The organism is Parasedimentitalea psychrophila (genome assembly GCF_030285785.1).
Classification (GTDB): domain Bacteria; phylum Pseudomonadota; class Alphaproteobacteria; order Rhodobacterales; family Rhodobacteraceae; genus Parasedimentitalea; species Parasedimentitalea psychrophila.
On record NZ_CP127247.1, the window covers coordinates 1,520,571 to 1,538,093 of the forward strand.

The window sequence follows — 17,523 nt, forward strand, 5'->3', positions numbered from 1 at the left end:
ACCCCAGGATATTTAGAGCCAGATGAATAAAGGATCCCGTTTTCATCTGGCCAATAAATATCCTGGGGGAGCCGCCAGCATGGCGGCGGGGGCAAAGCCCCGAATCGAGATGATCGCGACAAATCACCACCGGTGTGATCAATTCCCCATTGCGCACCATTTCGTTGAAAGCCAGCCCTGCTTTGTGGCGATCTCCAAGTCTGATCCAACAATCTCTGAAAGGCGATCCGGTCGTGCGCCATGTTGAGCCATTTATGCAGAAAAGTGCTCTCCGGAAACAGCTGTTTCATCTTGGCACCGATTTTGTAGATATCCTCGCGATCACCGGACAGTGCCGCCCAGCGAAACGGGCCGATGCCACGGCAGAACAGAGGTCGAATATAGGCGGGCACAAAACCACGAAAATCAAGCGCATTTTCAGCCCCTCTTCCAGTGCCATCTGGCGGATATTGGCGCCGTATTCCACGGTTACAACGCCCATCGCGTGAAACCGGCACATGGCCTCGACCTGCAGCGCCATCGAGGCCCGGGCTGCTTTCTCCACTGCTTTGGGGTCGGTTTTGCGTTTGTCGTTCCACTCTCCAATGCTCCAACCCTGCGGTAGATGGCCATTGATTGGATCATGGGCCGAGGTCTGGTCGGTCACTATGATGGGGCACCGGCCACCCGCCTTGGCGCGGCGGTACAGGTCTGGAAAATATCGGCGGCATTGCCCAGTTGCCCCGACGATCTGGCCACTGTATTGGCGCTCCAGGGCCACAACCCGGTGCATATCCATATCGTTGAACAGCCCAGGGAAGTGAAGGATGTTCAGGCTTGGATGGGTGCCCGCCCGGTTGAATGGCGGTTGCAAAACGCTCCGGCCAATGACAGCGCCTGATCGCCGGGGCAAACCTGGGCGACGGGCTCTTTATGGTGCCGAACACCTGGCCCATGGTGGCGCCTTTGACATCGGTTCGGATTTCAGCGTGCGGACCTCACTGCCGGAAGAGTTGCAGCTGCTAGAGCACTCACCGCGACGACGTGACCTGAACCGCAACGAGATCATCCCCGGAGAGGGCTCGGCTGGAGAAACGCTGCATCTGGAGCTGCGGCGGCACGTTGAAGAGAGCAACGCCACCCACCGCCACGCCCAGGTCCTGCACCTGGAGAGTGTCCGATCTTCTGAGTATGAGGAAATTGACCCATGCTTGCAATCTATAGGAGCATGACGACAGCAGATCGTTCCAGTTCGAACAACGCTTTATCAATATTCCGGCGGTGCCAGAGCTGGTCGAGGCCGATTTCAAAACGGTTGGACCCAATGAATGGCTGCTGGCGCAAGTCCGGTATTTAAATGCCGCGCTCACCCTGTCAGCTGAGGCCGTAAATGAACAGATGGAGCGCACCCTCTGGTTTCAACAGCAACCGGTCACCTTTGTGCGGATGACCTTTCATCAAGGGTATCGGATGAGCACACAGTACTAGAGATTAGGATCCGACAGCAGCCGGCTTTCGTGTAACTTTAACTCTGGTCGTGCTGTCGGGCCATATCCGTTCTGACCGTCCATCAACTCAAGAATTTCAGCTCGGGTCTCTGCATCAAAGGCATCCAGGGTTTCGGCACCGGGATGGTAGCTTTCACTCTCCAGCCCGTTGCCACAGACAATTTCATGCTGATCAAAAAGCAAATGTACATAAGTCACCTGGCGGCCATCCGCCTGCACCCGGATCGTACTGTCGTTGATCAGATGCTTCGCCTAGACCAATACCTCGGACTGTCCAAATAGAAGTTCAGCGCGTTGCGAAGTGATCAGCACCCGATGATTGGGAGAGACCGCAATGCCTTCGTGATTGCCAAGTGCCCCAGCCGAAAAGACCACCGGCGCATCGCGCCCTTCGGCACGGCGTGAACTGCGTCCAACCCAACGCAGAGGCTGCGGACCATGGTCTCGGGTTTTAATCAGAGCGCCTATTTCCAGCTCTTCAACGGCCACCGGGCCATTCTCTGTATTGATCAATGTTCCGGCCACAAAACAAGGCGGGGAAGACACTTCGGTGGTGACCTCCACAAAACCAACGTCCGTATTCCCCAGATCATCCTCAACCGTATAGGAAAACGTGTTGGTTTCATCCACATCGCTGTCATTGGTGATAGAAAACGTTCCGTCAGGATTCAGCGTTACCACTTCGCCGGTGGCCAGGGTAACCGATTCGCCGGCAGTTACCGGTTGGCCATTAATGTGGGTAATCGTCAGGCTGGCCCCTGCAGTGTGAATGTCGTTATCCAGAACATCCAGATCCTCGGACCCATCGCCAGAAATCGTCACCTCGTCATCCGTTGCTATCAAATCAGTCTGAATGGAATCGCCCGCGATCAAGAGATTGGAATCGTATTTACCATCTCCGGCGTCAGCGATAGCGATCTTGATAGTGTTTTCCTGGTCTGGGATCACCGTCGCCTTGAGAGTCAAGGTTATCGTAAAGCCATCCATCTCAGTGTTGTAGGTATCATCGGTCTGCGCATTGTCGACATAGAGGTTCGGGTTTGATCCATCATTGATGTTGTCGATCGAAATGTCGCCTTCACCAATGGTCAGTTCAGCCTGCACCCCGTTAACCCAAATACCAACTGCGTCATTAAATCCCTCATTTACGTATTCCAGATACTCCTCGGAGGAAAAGGTTATCTGCATGGTCAGGGTCGAACCTTCGGGCACAAATGTTGCCTCAAACACTGCGGCGTCATAGGTTTGCACCCCGGCAATATCGGTCAGCTCGCTGGTGCCAGCCAAATGATGGTTTGTAGAGGTCCCGGCCTGGGTATTCACATCACCACTGCTGTTGGTAATGTCCTCTGCCTGACCTGTAGATAGAATAACACCGGTGTCCGAAGGGGTAATATCCCCGGCCACCAGATCCCCATCGGTATAAATCCCCGAGGCGGAGGCGGCGCCGGAATAGCTGGCGCTAGCAATGGAAATGCCATTTCCAAACATGGCATTTGCCATATCCATCGCGCTGGCACTGGTATCAATTGGCAATTCAGACGCGGTGGGCATGTTTGCTTCCTCGTTAAATGCTATTGGTCATCCTTATTCAATATGAGTTTATAAATGAAGAAATTTTGGATATTGGCAGGACTAATCATGAGTTCTTCGACCCTGCTTCCTGTCTCTGGTTGACCCCCGCCCCCGCGCGGGTCTATGGCATCGGCATGGAAAAGAAGAAAATATCCCGCCAGCAGGTTTACACGCTTGTCGTCCAGATTGGCCGCAAAGAAGGCGATGGCCTGCCCAAAGGCGCCACCGGCGCCGCGCTGATGATTTTTGCCTCGGGCATAGATGAGGCCGAAGCGGTGCGCGAAACAGTGGCGATCCTGAAACAGGCGGACACGGCTCCGCTGGATGTCACCGGATATGGCACTCTGGCCGAGCGTGAAACCGAAGGTCACGAAATCGAGGCTGAAGAACGTGCTCTGATGCAGCGTGCGCTGGAAGAAAACTCGGTGATTGTGGCCCAGATGACGCCGTTTTTTGGCGATGACGAGCCCACGATTCACTGAACATCATAAAGACGGCCTAGTCGCGCGCCCCAAACCACCGGCGGTAGATCACATCATAGGTTCCATCCTCGCGCAGGGCCAGCAAGGCGCGATTGACATCTTCCACCAGCGGTGAGCCATCGGGGAAAATGATGCCGTAGTTTTCCTTGAGAAACACAGATCCAACAGTGCGGCCATATCGGTAGCCTTTGTGGGTGGTATAATAACTCAGAATCGGCGCATCAAAGACCACAACCTGAATATTGCCCACCTCAAAGGCCTCTTTCAGCGCAGACAGCCCGTCATAGCCGCGATACGCAATCTCGCGCCGGTCAAGAAATCCAGCGGCGGTCGAGCCTCTGATGGTGCCAACGCGTTTGCCATACAGATCATTGACGGAATTCACCGACCCGGTAATCGCATTGACGGTCATGACTGCGGTGATCTTGGCCACAAACACCGAAACCACAAACAGCGATGAGACCACCAGAACCACACCAAACATGCGGCCAATTGGTGTGCGCGGCACGCGCTCCTCAAAGCCACCGTTCACCACCAAGTTCAGCGCCCACCAGAACGAAGGAAACCAGGCCTCTTTCAACGGCCGGTCAAAATAGGGCTGGGCCCGGCGCTCTAATGCCCACATCAACATACCACCGCCGACCAACAGCACAAAAGCTATGCCAATGGCCGCCGCCAGATCCCAGGACAACACTGCGTTCAGCAAGGACGGCGTCTGCAGGTCTTCAACCCGAACCATCATCTGCAAACCGCTCTCAAAAATCGGCTGGCTAAAGTCCATTACAATTTCACGAGCGGCGGTAATGGAGATATTGGCAATCGCCAAATCAGCCTCACCGCGCCCCACCAACCCAAGCATTTCGGAAAACGCGTCAGCCCGGTTGATCTCATATTTCCAACCCAACCGGTCGGACAATTCAGCCAACAGGTCGATGGAGAATCCCGCATCCCGGCCATTTTCAACAAATGAAAACGGCGGCCGGGTGACCGTGGCAACAGTCAGTGTCTGCGCGGTCAGGGACTGACCCCAGCTCAACAGCAGAATAAAAAGAGCAGCAATAATTCGCAACAAAGGGGCCATTCAGATCATAAATACACGTAATTTCCATTTTTAGGCGGAACGCAGCCGCCGCGCAAGTGCGCAGGATTCAGGCGATCCGGCGTTCGGCCAATACGGTGGCATCAAAAGACCGTAAAACCGGGTATTTTGAGCGACCATGTTCCGGTAGGCCTGACCGGTCCAATTCAGCCAAGAGACTTGCAGCGAGCCGGTTTCGGTCTCTGCGTAGGCGTCCAACAAACAGGCTTTCCACCACCGCGCCGGCGGCCAGCAGGGCGGCATGATCCGGCAGCAACACTTGCATATAGCGAGTCGTCGGCTTGTCGATCTTGGGCTGAAAGGCTGTATGAGTCGCCAGAAGATGCCGCGCCGGCACCAATACCGACTGCTGGCCAAATAGGTATTCCACTTCGGATCCTGACAGCACCAGCCGTTGCGACGGGGCGACGTCGATGTCCTGTAACAGGCCAAAATAGGGCGCCCGCAACCGGATGGGCTGGAACGAGCCAGCGGCCGGCACGGACCGCCTCACCACATGCAGCACCGGAACCGTGGTGCCATCACCTGTCAGCACCAGATCGCCCCGCTGCAATGTCGACAAAGCCCGGTAGCCTTGCGGAGTGGCAATCGGCGTATGCGCCGCCAGAGATGGCATTGGTCCAACCGGTTCGATCTGATCTGACAGCGCCAGATATTGAACATCCGTCGAGACAAACCGAAACGGGCCAGGCTGCAACAGCGCCCTCAGGTCCGCTAGGCGCCAGGGTCGCGGCGCCTTAAGCTCGACAATCTGCGCCTGACCGCCGTCCACCCGTTCCAACGCCAACCGCCCCCAACGCTGCGGCGCATCCCACGAATACGTCAGCCGCAACAGCTCGGTTCGGCCCGAATCGGTTGGGTTCAAGGTCCGATGCTCAACGGTTCCGAACTGCTCCAGAACCAAGTTCAAACCACCACCGGGGACCGCCCGCAGCGCCAATCTCACCGGCCAATCGCCGTCTTGTGCAAACAACAGCAATGGCTCCGGGCGCTGGCTGTCTGGCAGCCGCATCTCAACCACCAGCGAGCCCCGGACCAAGAGGGCGTCCGGGTTGCAGTCCCGATGTTCAGCGGTCGCATCGGGCTCAATTCCGCCCGCGTCAAATTGATTGAAATTCGAGGATGACACCGCCAGCCAAGCCATCAGATCAAGCGACCTTGGTTGCGGACAACAGCCGCGCTTCGTATGATTTCAGGGTCGGCCGGGCGGTGTCACCGTATCCTTCACCGGTGGCCGGATCCAGTTCAGGAAACAACGCGCAGATCTCATCGACAACCGGCTGCTCCAACAGGTTTGTGGTCTGCGGACCCGGCAGGAAACTTTCAGTCTCCAGCCCTTCGGAGAAAATCACCTGATGGCGGTCAAACATCAGATGCACATAAGTTACCTCACCACCGGGGCTGCGGGTCACCGAGCGATCATTGAGCAAGTCTTTGGCGGCCACCAGCACCTCGGCCTCTCCGAACAGCAACTCGGCCAGGCTATCGCGCACCAGAACCCGGTGCTGAGGTGAAACGCGCAAATCACGGTGCGACCCAAAGGTCCCCTTACGAATGTGAATCGGGGCGAAATCGCCTTCGGCCTCGACCAGCCGGGCACCAATCCAGCGGATCGGTTGGGCGCCGTCGTCACGGGTCACCACCAGATCACCGGGCTGCAGATCTTCCACCGCCAACTCGCCATAGGGGGTGCGGATCAGTGTTCCGGCCACAAAACAAGGGATCGAGCTGACGTTGACAAAACCGGTATCAGTGTTGACGCCGTTGGACGCCGTGTAGGTGAAATTGAAATTCTCGGTGTCACCGTCACCTGTCAATGTCAGGGTGCCATCAGCGTTCAGAAGAACCGTCTGGCCGGTGTTCAGCGTCACCGTTGACCCCGCAGAAACCGCAACACCATTCACGTGGGTAATGGTCAGCGTGCCGCTGGAATTATCAACGTCATTGGCCAACACGTCGATGGTCTTGCTGCCGCTTGGATAGAGGTTGGTAGAGTCTTCTATCGCGACAAAATCAACCTGCACCGAATCTCCGGCGATCAGAAGATTACTATCGTAACTGCTGTCGGACACATCCGCTATGCCGATACGGATGGTGTTTTCCACCCCCGGAATGACATTCATGGTCAGCGTCATGGTGACCGTCAGCCCGTCCATCTCGGTGTTATAAGCATCATTCGAGTTATCGAGAAACAGGTTTTCATTGTTGGTGGAATTCACATTGCCCGGGTCAGCATCGCCGTTTCCGACCACCAGATCGACCTGCACACCATTGATCCAGACACCCACGAAATCCTGATAAACCGAGTTCTCGAACTCGGGGTATTCCTCGGAAGAAAAGATGAATTGCATCGTCATTACCCCTGAGTCGGGGATAAAGGTGACGTCTAGATATGAGGCATCATAGGTGTTGGACCCGGCGGCGGCATTGAAATCGGCATTGTTGTTTTCACCGCTGGTATTTCGGGATTGGTTGGCGTCCTGGTTCGCCTCACCAGATGAATTGGTATATTCCTTGGCCCGGCCGGTAGACAAGATGACGCCGGTGTCTCCGGGGGTGGCCCCGGGAGCAATGCTATCGCCATTGGAATAGATCGCCGAGGACCTGCTATCCCCTGTATAGTCGGCGCTGACAACGGTGACACCATCGCCAAAAATGGCCTCTGCCATCTGCATGGCACTGGCATTGGTCTGATAAGTAAGTTCTGACGCTGCAACCATGTCTCTGCCTCATTCCTCAATGAGACAAAACATCCGGCGCGAGGGTTTTCCCCCGTCATTTCACACGGACCCCGCCTGTTGACGGTGGCTGAAAATGTGGTCCCGCTATTACGGTGACCGCTGTGCTCGGATGCCCTGCCTCGGGTTATTTATTAACAAATCTTTAACATGTATTACCGCCCGCTGTCATCCGGCCAGAAAAATTCGCGTCATGTCGCTGCTTTTACGCCACATTTCCAAGACAAGCTTGCCACTGCACGAATTGCGTCACCTCCAAATTCGCGCTAATCCAAGGCAACCCACATTTGCCGGAGCCCTCTGATGTCCCAAATCAACCCTGCCCGCCTGACCGCCGATCTGATCCGCTGCGCCTCGGTTACCCCGGTTGAGGGTGGCGCCCTGGTGCTGTTGGAAAAGCTGCTGACCGAGGGCGGTTTCACCTGTTGCCGCGTTGATCGCGGCGACGTCAGCAATCTGTTTGCCCGCTGGGGCGACAAGGGGCATGCGCGCACATTTGGTTTTAACGGCCATACCGATGTGGTGCCACTGGGGGACGAGGCCGCCTGGACCATGCCGCCGTTTGGCGCCGAGGAGAAAGACGGGTTCATGTATGGCCGCGGTGCCACCGACATGAAATCCGGGGTTGCGGCCTTTGCGGCGGCGGCCATTGATTTTGTCCGTGACACACCACCCAACGGGGCCATCATCCTGACCATCACCGGCGACGAAGAAGGCGACGCCGTTGACGGTACCACCGCGCTGCTGGACTATATGACAGCCGAGGATGAGGCGATGTCGGTCTGTCTGGTGGGGGAGCCCACCTGCCCCGACACCATGGGTGAAATGATCAAGATCGGCCGGCGCGGGTCGATGACGGCCTGGTTTACGGTTACCGGCGTTCAGGGGCACTCGGCCTATCCTCACCGCGCCAACAACCCGCTGAACGCCATGGTGCGGCTGATGGATCATCTGGCCAGCCATCAGCTGGATCAGGGCACCGCGCATTTTGATGCATCCACACTGGCGGTGGTGACCATCGACACCGGCAATAGCGCCACCAACGTCATCCCCGCGCAGGCAAATGCGACGGTGAACATCCGCTTTAACGACTCCCATTCCGGCGCCAGCCTGAGCCAGTGGCTGCGGGACGAATCCTCCAAGATCGCCGCTGAGTTTGGTCTTGAAATCGGGGTCAGAATATCGATTTCCGGCGAGAGCTTCATCACCGCCCCCGGGCCGCTGTCAGATCTGGTTTCCGCATCGGTCGAAGCAGAGTGCGGCGTCAAACCCGAACTGTCGACCACTGGCGGCACCTCGGACGCGCGCTTTGTAAAGAACCACTGCCCGGTGGTGGAATTCGGTCTTGTTGGCCGCACCATGCACCAGGTGGACGAGAGGGTAGAAGTCGCACAGATCCACCAGTTAAAGGCAATCTACAGCCGTATTCTGACGGATTATTTTGGATGAGCTATTCGATCTCGGTCACCAGTGATCACGGCGCCTGTTTTGCGTTGCGGCATCAGGTCTTTGTTGTCGAGCAGGACGTTTCGATCGATGAGGAAATTGACGATCTGGACAAACTCGCGACCCACCTTCTGGCAACGGACAACGGCGTGCCGACCGGCACTGCCCGAGTGGTGTATCAAGGCGACACCGCCAAAATTGGCCGGGTTTGTGTGCTGAAATCAGCACGTGGCACTGGTTTAGGGGCTGACCTGATCAAAGCGGCCGTACAGCAGTCCAAGGATCAACCCGGTGTCACCAAGGCCAAGCTGGGGGCGCAACTGCATGCCTTAGGATTTTATGAGAGACTGGGCTTCTCGGTCTATGGGGCGGTCTATCTGGATGCGGGGATCGAACATCGCGACATGGTGTTGGATCTGCGGTGAAGCCCACGCTGATCATCATGCTGAAGCTGCCGCAGCCGGGGCGGGTGAAAACCAGATTGGGACGGGATCTGGGTATGGTTGGCGCAGCATGGTGGTTTCGCCATCAATCAACACGGCTAATCCGCCGCCTACGTGATCCACGCTGGCAGATTGTACTGGCGGTCACCCCGGATCGCGCCCTGTCGGCGCGCCTCTGGCCTGCTGACCTGCCCCGGATGCCACAAGGGCGCGGCGATCTGGGCCAGCGGATGGCGCGGATGCTGGCAGCGATGCCAAGGGGCCCGGCTTGTCTGATTGGAGCGGATATTCCCGACATCTCCCGCAAACACATCGCCCGCGCCTTTAGCGCGCTGGGGAATCACGATGCAGCCTTTGGCCCGGCGCTGGATGGTGGCTATTGGCTGGTGGGGCTGAAACACCCGCAACGCCAGCCGCGTGGCATCTTCACCGATGTCCGCTGGTCCAGTGAACATGCGCTGAGCGACAGCCTGGCCAGTTTGCCCGGATACCGCATTGCTCTGACGGACAGCCTGCGCGACGTGGACACAATCGCCGATCTGTAAAACGGACACTCATATTTCCCAATGACCTTAGCCGCCGACCATGTTAGGCGGGGCATATGAGCCGTATACCCTCCAAGGCAGAGATCCTCGACTGGATTTCAGCGAACCCGACCCTCACCTCGAAACGCGACATTGCCAAGGCCTTTGGTATCAAAGGATCTGACCGCATTGACCTAAAGCGGATGCTGAAAGAGCTAGAGACCGAAGGCCATCTGGAAAAGCGCAAGAAAAGCTATGGCGACCCGGAGCGTTTGCCGCCGGTATCGGTGCTGCTGGTCAAGGCGCCGGACGGCGATGGCGATCTGTTCGCGCAGCCGCTGGAGTGGCACGGCGACGGGGTTGAACCCATTGTTCTGATCATGACAGGCGCCAAGGATCCGGCGCTGGGGGCCGGTGACAAGATTCTGGCCCGGCTGACCCTGGTGCAGGATCAGGACTACAATTACGAGGCCCGGCTGATCCGCCGCATCGGCTCCAATCCAAAACGGGTGCTGGGCATATTCCGCAAGCGCTCGGAAGGTGGCCGTATTGTGCCAATCGACAAATCGGGCTCCAGCGAATGGATCGTCGCAGATGATGCCACCCAGGGCGCCCGCGACGGCGAATTGGTCGAGGCAGAACAGGCCGGCCCCAAGGGCCGCATGGGCCTGCCCCGCGCCCGCATCGTTGACCGCCTGGGCGATCCATCCGCCCCCAAGGCAGTGTCGCTGATTGCCATTCACCAACACGGCATTCCCGACAATTTCCCGGACGCCGTAGTGGCCGAGGCCGACAAGGCCAAACCGATGGAACTGAAGGGCCGCACAGATCTGCGTGACATGCCGCTGATCACCATCGACCCTTCGGATGCGCGCGACCACGATGACGCCTGCTATGCCCACGCCGATGACGACCCCAGTAACCCCGGTGGCCACATCGTCTGGGTCGCCATCGCCGATGTCGCCGCCTATGTGCGCCCCGGCACCGCGCTGGACCGCGAGGCCCGCAAACGCGGCAACTCCAGCTATTTCCCCGACCGGGTGGTGCCGATGCTGCCGGATAGCCTGTCGGGTGATCTGTGCTCCCTACACGAAGGGGTCCCGCGCCCCTGTATCGCCGTGCGCATGCAACTGGATGCGACCGGCAACAAGATCGCGCATCACTTTGAACGTGCGCTGATGCGCTCCGCCGCCTCGCTGCATTACGCCGAGGTCCAGGAGGCCATGGATGGCGCACCTAATGATCGCACCGGAGTGCTGCTCGACGCGGTGATCAGGCCGCTTTATGCCGCCTACGCCGCTCTGAAAACAGCCCGCGCCGCCCGACAGCCGCTAGAGCTGGACCTGCCCGAGCGGAAGATTATTCTGGATGACAGTGGCAAGGTCCGCTCGATCAACTTCCGGGACCGGCTGGACGCGCACCGGCTGATCGAAGAGTTCATGGTGCTGGCCAATGTCGCCACCGCCGAAACACTGATCGCCAAACGCGCACCGCAACTGTTCCGGGTGCACGAAGAGCCCGCGCCCGAGAAACTGGATGCCCTGCGAGAAACGGCATCCGCCGCGGGACTGACACTGGCCAAGGGTCAGGTGCTGCAAACCCGGCATCTGAACGCCCTGCTGAATGCTGCGGCTGGCACCGACGACGCCGAGTTGATCAATATCTCAACCCTGCGCTCGATGACACAGGCCTATTACGGCATTGAGAACTTTGGCCACTTTGGTCTGGCATTGCGCAACTATGCCCATTTCACCTCACCGATCCGCCGCTATGCCGATCTGATCGTGCACCGGGCGCTGGTGACCTCACACGGCTGGGGCAAGGACGGGCTGGACCCGGCTGAGGTCGATCAGCTGGAGCAAACCGCCACCCATATTTCCGAAACCGAACGGCGCTCGATGATGGCCGAGCGCGACACCACCGACCGCTATCTGGCGGCCTTTCTGTCGGAACGGGTGGGCAATGAATTCACGGGCCGTATCAACGGTATCGCGCGCTTTGGCGCCTTTGTGAAACTGGATGAGACCGGCGCCGACGGCTTGGTCCCCGTGCGCAGCCTGGGGCGTGAATTCTTTCACTTCGACGCTGATTCAAGCACCCTCAAGGGCTCAGACACCGGCCTGGTCATCGCCATCGGCCAACAGGTATCGGTGCGCCTGACCGAGGCAACACCGGTCACCGGCGGGCTGCAGCTGGAGTTGCTGACCATCGACGACAAACCGCTGCCCCGTGGCGGCAGCCGCAGCCCGGCAGGTCGATCCGGTGGCAAGCGTAAACAAGTTAAGGCCAAGCGCAAGACAGACAAGGTCAAGCGCAAGCTGGTGCGCAAACGGCACTGACAGTGTAGGGTGCGTGCATGCACGCACCTCTGCTTGCCAGTTCCGCCCGCAATCGCTGCGCGGGTGATCTGGCCGTCCAACAGAAAGGGTTTATCCCTTAGCAAGGTCGTCAACGGGCGGCGGATCAGCGCCGGACTGCCCCGCATTCGGGTTGAGGAGCGGCGACCGGCGAGCCGCAACGGCGGATCCCCGCAGGCCAGCTGACTGAGCACTTTTGCCAGTGTTGCTTACCGGCTACATTGTCTCAGAGCAGAGTAAAATGAGGTGCAGAATGCGTGTTTTGGTTATTGCCACAGTTGTGGCCTGTCTGATGGCACCGCTATCCGGTGCCGCTCCGCTGTCACCCTTACGACCTGAGGCGCGACCGGACGTGATTGCTTTGAGCCAAGGCAGTTATCAAACGGCCGCTGTGGCGATATTGCGGCCCAGTTCACAGCCCAGTGCACGACCTGTCACCGGGACGATTCTGACCCCGCAGAACGCTTCCGCAAATCGTGACTTTCAGAGCTGGATCAAGCGGTTTCGCCAGCGGGCATTGGCCCAGGGCATTACCAACAGCACCCTGAACCGTGCCTTTGAAACAGTGACCTACGACCCCGAGGTCATCCGCCGTGATCAAAATCAGTCGGAATTCACCAAATCGATCTGGGACTATCTTGATAGCGCGGTATCTGACAAGAGAATCAAAAATGGTAAAAAGGCCCTGCGGGCCCAGCGGCGGCGGCTGCAACAAATCGAGGCGACCTATGGCGTCGACAAGGAAATCGTTCTGGCCGTCTGGGGGATGGAGAGCTCCTATGGGAGCTACCGCGGCGACATGGATGTCATACGCTCGCTGTCGACGCTGGCTTTTGACGGCCGCCGCGGCCGCTTCTTTGAGAGTCAGTTGATTGCCGCCCTTGAAATCTTGCAGGCGGGTGATGTGCCCGCCCGCAAAATGACCGGAAGCTGGGCCGGTGCCATGGGCCACACCCAGTTTATCCCGACATCCTATTTGGCCTATGCGGTGGATTTCACCGGCGACGGAAAGCGCGATATCTGGTCTGACAATCCCAGCGATGCACTGGCCTCAACTGCGGCCTATCTGGCGCGGTTTGGCTGGGTCAAGGGACAACCCTGGGGGGTTGAGGTCAGGCTGCCGCGCGGGTTCAACTATGGTTTGGCCCATCGCAGGATCAAGAAAAGCCCGGCGCAATGGGCTGCAATGGGGGTCAGGGGGGTCAATGGCCGCCCGGTGCCAAATCACGGTTCCGGTTCGATCTTGCTTCCGGCCGGAAGCAATGGCGCGGCCTTTATGGTGTTCAAGAACTTTCAGGTGATTGAACGCTACAATGCCGCCGATGCCTATGTGATTGGTGTCGGCCACCTGAGTGACAGGATCAAAGGCGGCAGCCCGATCCAACAGCCCTGGCCGCGCGACGATCGGGGTTTGAGCTTTGGGGAGCGGCAGGAGATGCAAAAGCGACTGACCCGTCAGGGCTTTGATACCGGCGGTGTGGATGGAAAAGTCGGCCCCAACACCAGCGCAGCGGTGCGCGCCTATCAGTTCGCCAATGGTCTGGTTCCGGATGGACATGCCTCGCTTAACCTGTTGAAGGCATTGCGGTAGAAAAGGGGGGCAGCCCCCTCTTGGCCTTTGGCCAATTCACCCCTGGGATATTTGTGGCCAGATGAAGGATCCAGAATGAATTAGGCCCCGGTGTTTGCCGGGGCCTTTGTCTTTTAAAGCGTTTTAGCCTTAGCCTGGGGACATGCCGCGCAGGCGTTCGGAGCGTCGCCGCAGCAATTCAAGCGTTGCCAGCAAGAGTACGGAAATTCCCACCAGGATCGTTGCCACCGCCAGAATCGTCGGAGACAGTTGCTCTCGCAGGCCGATGAACATCTGCCATGGCAGGGTTTTCTGACCGGCGGAGCCGACAAACATCACCACCACCACCTCGTCGAACGAGGTGATAAAGGCAAACAGCCCGCCGGAAACGACGCCCGGAAGAATCAGCGGCATTTGCACCCGAAAGAAGGTGGTGACCGGGTCCGCGCCCATATTGGCGGCAGCCCGGGTCAGGGACCGGTCAAAGCCCACCAATGTGGCCGTCACCGTGATGATGACAAAGGGAATACCCAATGCAGCATGCGCCATAACCACGCCCATATAGGTGCCTTGCAATCCAATACGGCTGTAGAAGAAATACATGCCAGCCGCCGAGATGATCAGCGGCACGATCATTGGCGAAATCAGGATCGCCATGATGGCGCGGCGGAACGGCACATGCGGCTGGCTGAGGCCAATGGCTGCCAGAGTACCAAAGGTAACTGACAACACCGTTGCCATTGGCGCGATCCTGATAGAGTTCCAAAGGGCGTTCTGCCAATCCTGATTGCCGAAGAAGTCTCTGTAGTGTTTCAGCGAATAACCGGCTGGATCAAACCGCAGCATCTCGGGCGTGAAGGTGAAGAAATCCTGGGCATTGAAGCTGAGCGGCATCACCACCAGGATCGGGGTAATCAGGAAGGTGAAGATCGCGCCGCAGATGACCCGGAATGTATAGTGCCACAGCACCTGGCCCGAGGTCAGGTAGGGTGCCAGATGCGCCCGATACCGTGAAGTGGCGAGCCAGAAGATGAACCAACCGGAAAACCAGCCAGCCGCGCCGCCAAGCACCGCTCCTGGCAGGCCTCCGAGGCCAAATCCCGCCACAGCAAAGGCTGCAATCAGCAGCCAGCGGATTGGTTTCTCCTTGTCCAGCATTGCAGTCAAAGCAAAGCCCAAAGCAGCCAGGATGGCAGCCCCGATCAATATGCCCAGCAAACCGGACCCTTGAGAGGTGCCGATAAAGAGGCCGAAAAAGGCACCGGAGGCCGCGGCAACTGCCGCAACAAATCCGGGCGTTTGGTTTTCTACAGGTGTTATTGTCATCTGTCTTATCCCAACTTCACGTTGTCGATGCCGACAATTTTATCATAAGCCCAGTACAGAACCAGAACCAGAGCCAACAGAATGGCACCCAGCGCGGCGGCCAGCCCCCAGTTCAGCGAGGTGGAAATGTGGTAGGCAATCCTGTTGGAGATGAACACGCCCTTGGTGCCACCAACCAGTTCCGGGGTGATATAGTAACCAATCGACAGGATGAACACGAGGATAGACCCCGCGCCAATGCCCGGTACCGACTGCGGAAAGTAGACTCGCCAGAACGCGGTCCAGTTGGTCGCCCCAAGTGATTTGGCGGCGCGCAGATAGGTCGGCTGGATGGTCTTCATCACCGAAAACATTGGCAGGATCATGAAGGGCAGCAGAATATGGGTCATTGTGACAATAGTGCCAAACTGGTTGTTGATCATCGCCAAGCGGGCATCATCGCCAACCAGGCCCAGCCAGACTAGGGTGTCATTGATCACCCCCTGTTGTTGCAGCATCACCTTCCAGGCGGAGGTGCGCACCAGCAGCGAGGTCCAGAAGGGTAACAGCACCAGGATCATCAGCATGTTGGAGGTACGGGCTGGCAGATTGGCCAGGATCCAGGCCACCGGATAGGCCAGCGCAATACAGCTGAGGGTGATCGCCATCGACATGAACATGGTGCGTTTGAGGAGCAGCCAATAGATTTGCTCGTCCTCAGGGCGCCATTCGGGCCCATCGGCACCTTTTTTCAGGTCTGCCGAATTGAGGAAGTAGCCATTGGTGAATTTTGGCGAATAGGTCTGAATGGTGCTCCAGACATCAGGATCGCCCCAGCCCTTGTGGAGTTCAAGGAAACGCTCCTTATAGGGCCCATCGTTTTCCACATCCCATTTTTTGACCTGGCGACCTGCCTTGCGAAATAGCGAAGAGATCCCCGGCTTTTCGTAGTTCAGACGCGAGCCAACACGGGTGTGTAGCTTGGCTTCGGCGGCAATCTGGAGATCGATGGCCAAAGCCGCATATACCGCCTCATCGGGCGTTTCGCCGCTGGTGGCGTCCCAGGACTCCAGAGCAACAACGGTGCGTGGCAGCGTCTCAGAAACAATCTGGTTCTCAACCGAGCGGAACAACATGTCGCCAATCGGAAGAATGAATGTCACTAAAACAAACAGCAGCAGCGGTGCAATCAACATCAGTGCCCGGTTTTTTTGCCTCCGGAGCGCGCGGTTTAAGCTGCGCTTTAGCGGCGTGCCGTCAGCGGCCATCACTGGTCCGGACTGGGTTGTGTCGCTCATGTTAGGAGTCCCCGTGAAATCTTTGGTGGAGAAAAGGCCCGAACTACTGTGCGCGCGGGCCTTTTCCCATTTTCAACTCAAGTCGGAATTACTTGGCCAACCAAGCCTGGAATTTGGCATTCAGATCGTCACGGTTGTCTGCCCACCATTCGTAGTCATAGGAGTGAACATTGGCGGAGTTGGCCGGATCTGTTGGCATGTGTGGTGCCATTTCGATGCCCAATTCTGCGTGCTTACCAACCAGAGGTGCCGAAGAGGCACGAGCCGGACCGTAGGAGATGTACTTTGCCTGATCTGCCAAACGCTGTGTGTCTGTGGCAAAACGCAGGTAATCCATTGCACGGGCTTTGCGCTCAGGGCTCAGGCCTGTTGGAATGATCCAGCCATCCAAGTCAAAGGACTGCATGTCCCACAGCATCCCGATTGGTTGGTTCTGCTCGGCGATGGCCGAGAACAGGCGACCGTTAAAGGTCGATCCCATCACAACTTCGCCATCAGCCAGCAACTGGGGCGTTTCGGCACCAGCAGACCACCAAACAACATTGTCTTTAATGGTGGCCAGTTTGTCCAACCCACGTGTCACACCTTCAGGGGTGCTCAAGACGTCATAGATTTCGTCTTTGGCAACGCCGTCGCAGTACAGAGCCCATTCCATGTTGTCGATCGGACGCTTCTGCAGCGAACGCTTGCCAGGATAGGCTTCCAGATCAAAAATGGCACAAACCGATGTTGGCGGAGTGTCACCAACCAGGTCGGTGCGATAGCCAAAGGTGGTCGAATAGACGATCTGAGGCACAAAGCACTCAGAAACCAGCAGGTCACCGAAGTCTTCGGACGCAGGCGTTCCATCAGGAGCAGGAGCCAGATCCGCATCGTGATCGATTTCTTCAGCCAGACCTTCGTCGCACAGGCGCATTGCGTCAGAGGCAACAACGTCAACAACATCCCAAGTGACGTTGCCGGCTTCGTTCATCGCACGCAGTTTTGCAACCGCTTCGGCCGAGCTTTCGTCGTTGATGATCTTGACGCCAGTCATGGCGGTATAGGGGTCGTGATAGGCGTTCTTTTGCGACGCCGAATACGAACCACCCCAGGAAACGATAGTCAATTCGTTGGCCATGTCCTGGGCCATTGCCATCGGTGCGCACAGCGCAGTCGAGGCCACCAGAGCAGACAGTTTGGTGAGTTTCATTTAGGCT

At 57.8% G+C, this 17,523-nt stretch carries 13 protein-coding genes and 2 pseudogenes; 7 read left to right on the forward strand and 8 right to left on the reverse strand.

Translation table 11 applies throughout. From position 1 onward, the window contains the following. Positions 1–97: 97 nt before the first annotated feature. A pseudogene (locus QPJ95_RS07300) lies at positions 98–735 on the reverse strand (urocanate hydratase); the annotation flags it as partial. 131 nt (positions 736–866) lie between these two features. Between QPJ95_RS07300 and QPJ95_RS07305 the strand changes: the two are divergent. Beyond that, complete coding sequence (locus tag QPJ95_RS07305) at positions 867–1,211, forward strand: hypothetical protein (RefSeq protein WP_270917551.1); 345 nt, start codon at positions 867–869, stop codon at positions 1,209–1,211. A gap of 252 nt (positions 1,212–1,463) precedes the next feature. On the opposite strand, the pseudogene QPJ95_RS07310 reads toward QPJ95_RS07305, so the two are convergent. Then, a pseudogene (locus QPJ95_RS07310) lies at positions 1,464–3,041 on the reverse strand (choice-of-anchor L domain-containing protein). Between the two features lie 155 nt (positions 3,042–3,196). Here QPJ95_RS07310 and QPJ95_RS07315 point away from each other — a divergent pair. Further along, positions 3,197–3,544 (forward strand): hypothetical protein, encoded by a 348-nt coding sequence (locus tag QPJ95_RS07315; protein ID WP_270917550.1) that lies wholly within the window; start codon positions 3,197–3,199, stop codon positions 3,542–3,544. 16 nt (positions 3,545–3,560) lie between these two features. Here the strand turns inward: QPJ95_RS07315 and QPJ95_RS07320 are convergent, their stop codons facing one another. The 3 genes from QPJ95_RS07320 to QPJ95_RS07330 all read right to left on the reverse strand — a co-directional run bounded on the left by QPJ95_RS07320 (position 3,561) and on the right by QPJ95_RS07330 (position 7,363). Then, on the reverse strand, positions 3,561–4,625 hold the full coding sequence (locus QPJ95_RS07320; protein ID WP_270917549.1) for a transporter substrate-binding domain-containing protein: 1,065 nt from the start codon (positions 4,623–4,625) through the stop codon (positions 3,561–3,563). 67 nt (positions 4,626–4,692) lie between these two features. Further along, positions 4,693–5,787: a Hint domain-containing protein gene (locus QPJ95_RS07325; protein ID WP_270917548.1), complete on the reverse strand. Its 1,095-nt coding sequence runs from the start codon at positions 5,785–5,787 to the stop codon at positions 4,693–4,695. Positions 5,788–5,791: 4 nt separating this feature from the next. Next, complete coding sequence (locus QPJ95_RS07330; RefSeq protein WP_270917547.1) at positions 5,792–7,363, reverse strand: Hint domain-containing protein; 1,572 nt, start codon at positions 7,361–7,363, stop codon at positions 5,792–5,794. A 321-nt stretch (positions 7,364–7,684) separates the two neighbouring features. Between QPJ95_RS07330 and dapE the strand changes: the two genes are divergently transcribed. From dapE to QPJ95_RS07355, 5 genes are all read left to right on the forward strand, one after another. Further along, a complete protein-coding gene (gene dapE, locus QPJ95_RS07335; protein WP_270917546.1) occupies positions 7,685–8,830 on the forward strand; it encodes a succinyl-diaminopimelate desuccinylase in 1,146 nt (381 codons plus the stop codon). Continuing rightward, positions 8,827–9,252, forward strand: coding sequence for a GNAT family N-acetyltransferase (locus QPJ95_RS07340; RefSeq protein WP_270917545.1), 426 nt, complete (start codon positions 8,827–8,829; stop codon positions 9,250–9,252). The genes dapE and QPJ95_RS07340 overlap by 4 nt, the downstream gene beginning before the upstream one ends. Next, positions 9,249–9,815: a TIGR04282 family arsenosugar biosynthesis glycosyltransferase gene (locus QPJ95_RS07345; protein WP_270917544.1), complete on the forward strand. Its 567-nt coding sequence runs from the start codon at positions 9,249–9,251 to the stop codon at positions 9,813–9,815. Before QPJ95_RS07340 ends, QPJ95_RS07345 begins: the two co-directional genes overlap by 4 nt. A gap of 56 nt (positions 9,816–9,871) precedes the next feature. Beyond that, positions 9,872–12,133 carry a ribonuclease R gene (gene rnr / locus QPJ95_RS07350; protein ID WP_270917543.1) on the forward strand — a complete coding sequence of 754 codons (2,262 nt, stop codon included), beginning with the start codon at positions 9,872–9,874 and terminating at the stop codon, positions 12,131–12,133. A gap of 271 nt (positions 12,134–12,404) precedes the next feature. Beyond that, a complete protein-coding gene (locus tag QPJ95_RS07355; RefSeq protein WP_270917542.1) occupies positions 12,405–13,742 on the forward strand; it encodes a lytic murein transglycosylase in 1,338 nt (445 codons plus the stop codon). A gap of 129 nt (positions 13,743–13,871) precedes the next feature. Here QPJ95_RS07355 and QPJ95_RS07360 read toward each other — a convergent pair whose 3' ends face one another. The 3 genes from QPJ95_RS07360 to QPJ95_RS07370 form a co-directional block, all read right to left on the reverse strand. Then, complete coding sequence (locus QPJ95_RS07360; protein WP_270917541.1) at positions 13,872–15,047, reverse strand: ABC transporter permease; 1,176 nt, start codon at positions 15,045–15,047, stop codon at positions 13,872–13,874. A gap of 5 nt (positions 15,048–15,052) precedes the next feature. Continuing rightward, positions 15,053–16,324, reverse strand: coding sequence for an ABC transporter permease (locus QPJ95_RS07365; protein WP_270917540.1), 1,272 nt, complete (start codon positions 16,322–16,324; stop codon positions 15,053–15,055). Positions 16,325–16,412: 88 nt separating this feature from the next. Continuing rightward, positions 16,413–17,516 carry an extracellular solute-binding protein gene (locus tag QPJ95_RS07370; RefSeq protein WP_270917539.1) on the reverse strand — a complete coding sequence of 368 codons (1,104 nt, stop codon included), beginning with the start codon at positions 17,514–17,516 and terminating at the stop codon, positions 16,413–16,415. Positions 17,517–17,523: the final 7 nt, after the last annotated feature.

What these genes read in the sequence shown, in the direction of transcription:
- QPJ95_RS07360 (WP_270917541.1), bottom strand. Translation starts at nt 15,047, where the DNA reads ATGACAATAACACCTGTAGAAAACCAAACGCCCGGATTTGTTGCGGCA.
- rnr (WP_270917543.1), top strand. Translation starts at nt 9,872, where the DNA reads ATGAGCCGTATACCCTCCAAGGCAGAGATCCTCGACTGGATTTCAGCG.
- QPJ95_RS07325 (WP_270917548.1), bottom strand. Translation starts at nt 5,787, where the DNA reads ATGGCTTGGCTGGCGGTGTCATCCTCGAATTTCAATCAATTTGACGCG.
- QPJ95_RS07365 (WP_270917540.1), bottom strand. Translation starts at nt 16,324, where the DNA reads ATGAGCGACACAACCCAGTCCGGACCAGTGATGGCCGCTGACGGCACG.
- QPJ95_RS07330 (WP_270917547.1), bottom strand. Translation starts at nt 7,363, where the DNA reads ATGGTTGCAGCGTCAGAACTTACTTATCAGACCAATGCCAGTGCCATG.
- QPJ95_RS07320 (WP_270917549.1), bottom strand. Translation starts at nt 4,625, where the DNA reads ATGGCCCCTTTGTTGCGAATTATTGCTGCTCTTTTTATTCTGCTGTTG.
- QPJ95_RS07315 (WP_270917550.1), top strand. Translation starts at nt 3,197, where the DNA reads ATGGAAAAGAAGAAAATATCCCGCCAGCAGGTTTACACGCTTGTCGTC.
- QPJ95_RS07305 (WP_270917551.1), top strand. Translation starts at nt 867, where the DNA reads ATGACAGCGCCTGATCGCCGGGGCAAACCTGGGCGACGGGCTCTTTAT.
- QPJ95_RS07340 (WP_270917545.1), top strand. Translation starts at nt 8,827, where the DNA reads ATGAGCTATTCGATCTCGGTCACCAGTGATCACGGCGCCTGTTTTGCG.
- QPJ95_RS07355 (WP_270917542.1), top strand. Translation starts at nt 12,405, where the DNA reads ATGCGTGTTTTGGTTATTGCCACAGTTGTGGCCTGTCTGATGGCACCG.
- dapE (WP_270917546.1), top strand. Translation starts at nt 7,685, where the DNA reads ATGTCCCAAATCAACCCTGCCCGCCTGACCGCCGATCTGATCCGCTGC.
- QPJ95_RS07370 (WP_270917539.1), bottom strand. Translation starts at nt 17,516, where the DNA reads ATGAAACTCACCAAACTGTCTGCTCTGGTGGCCTCGACTGCGCTGTGC.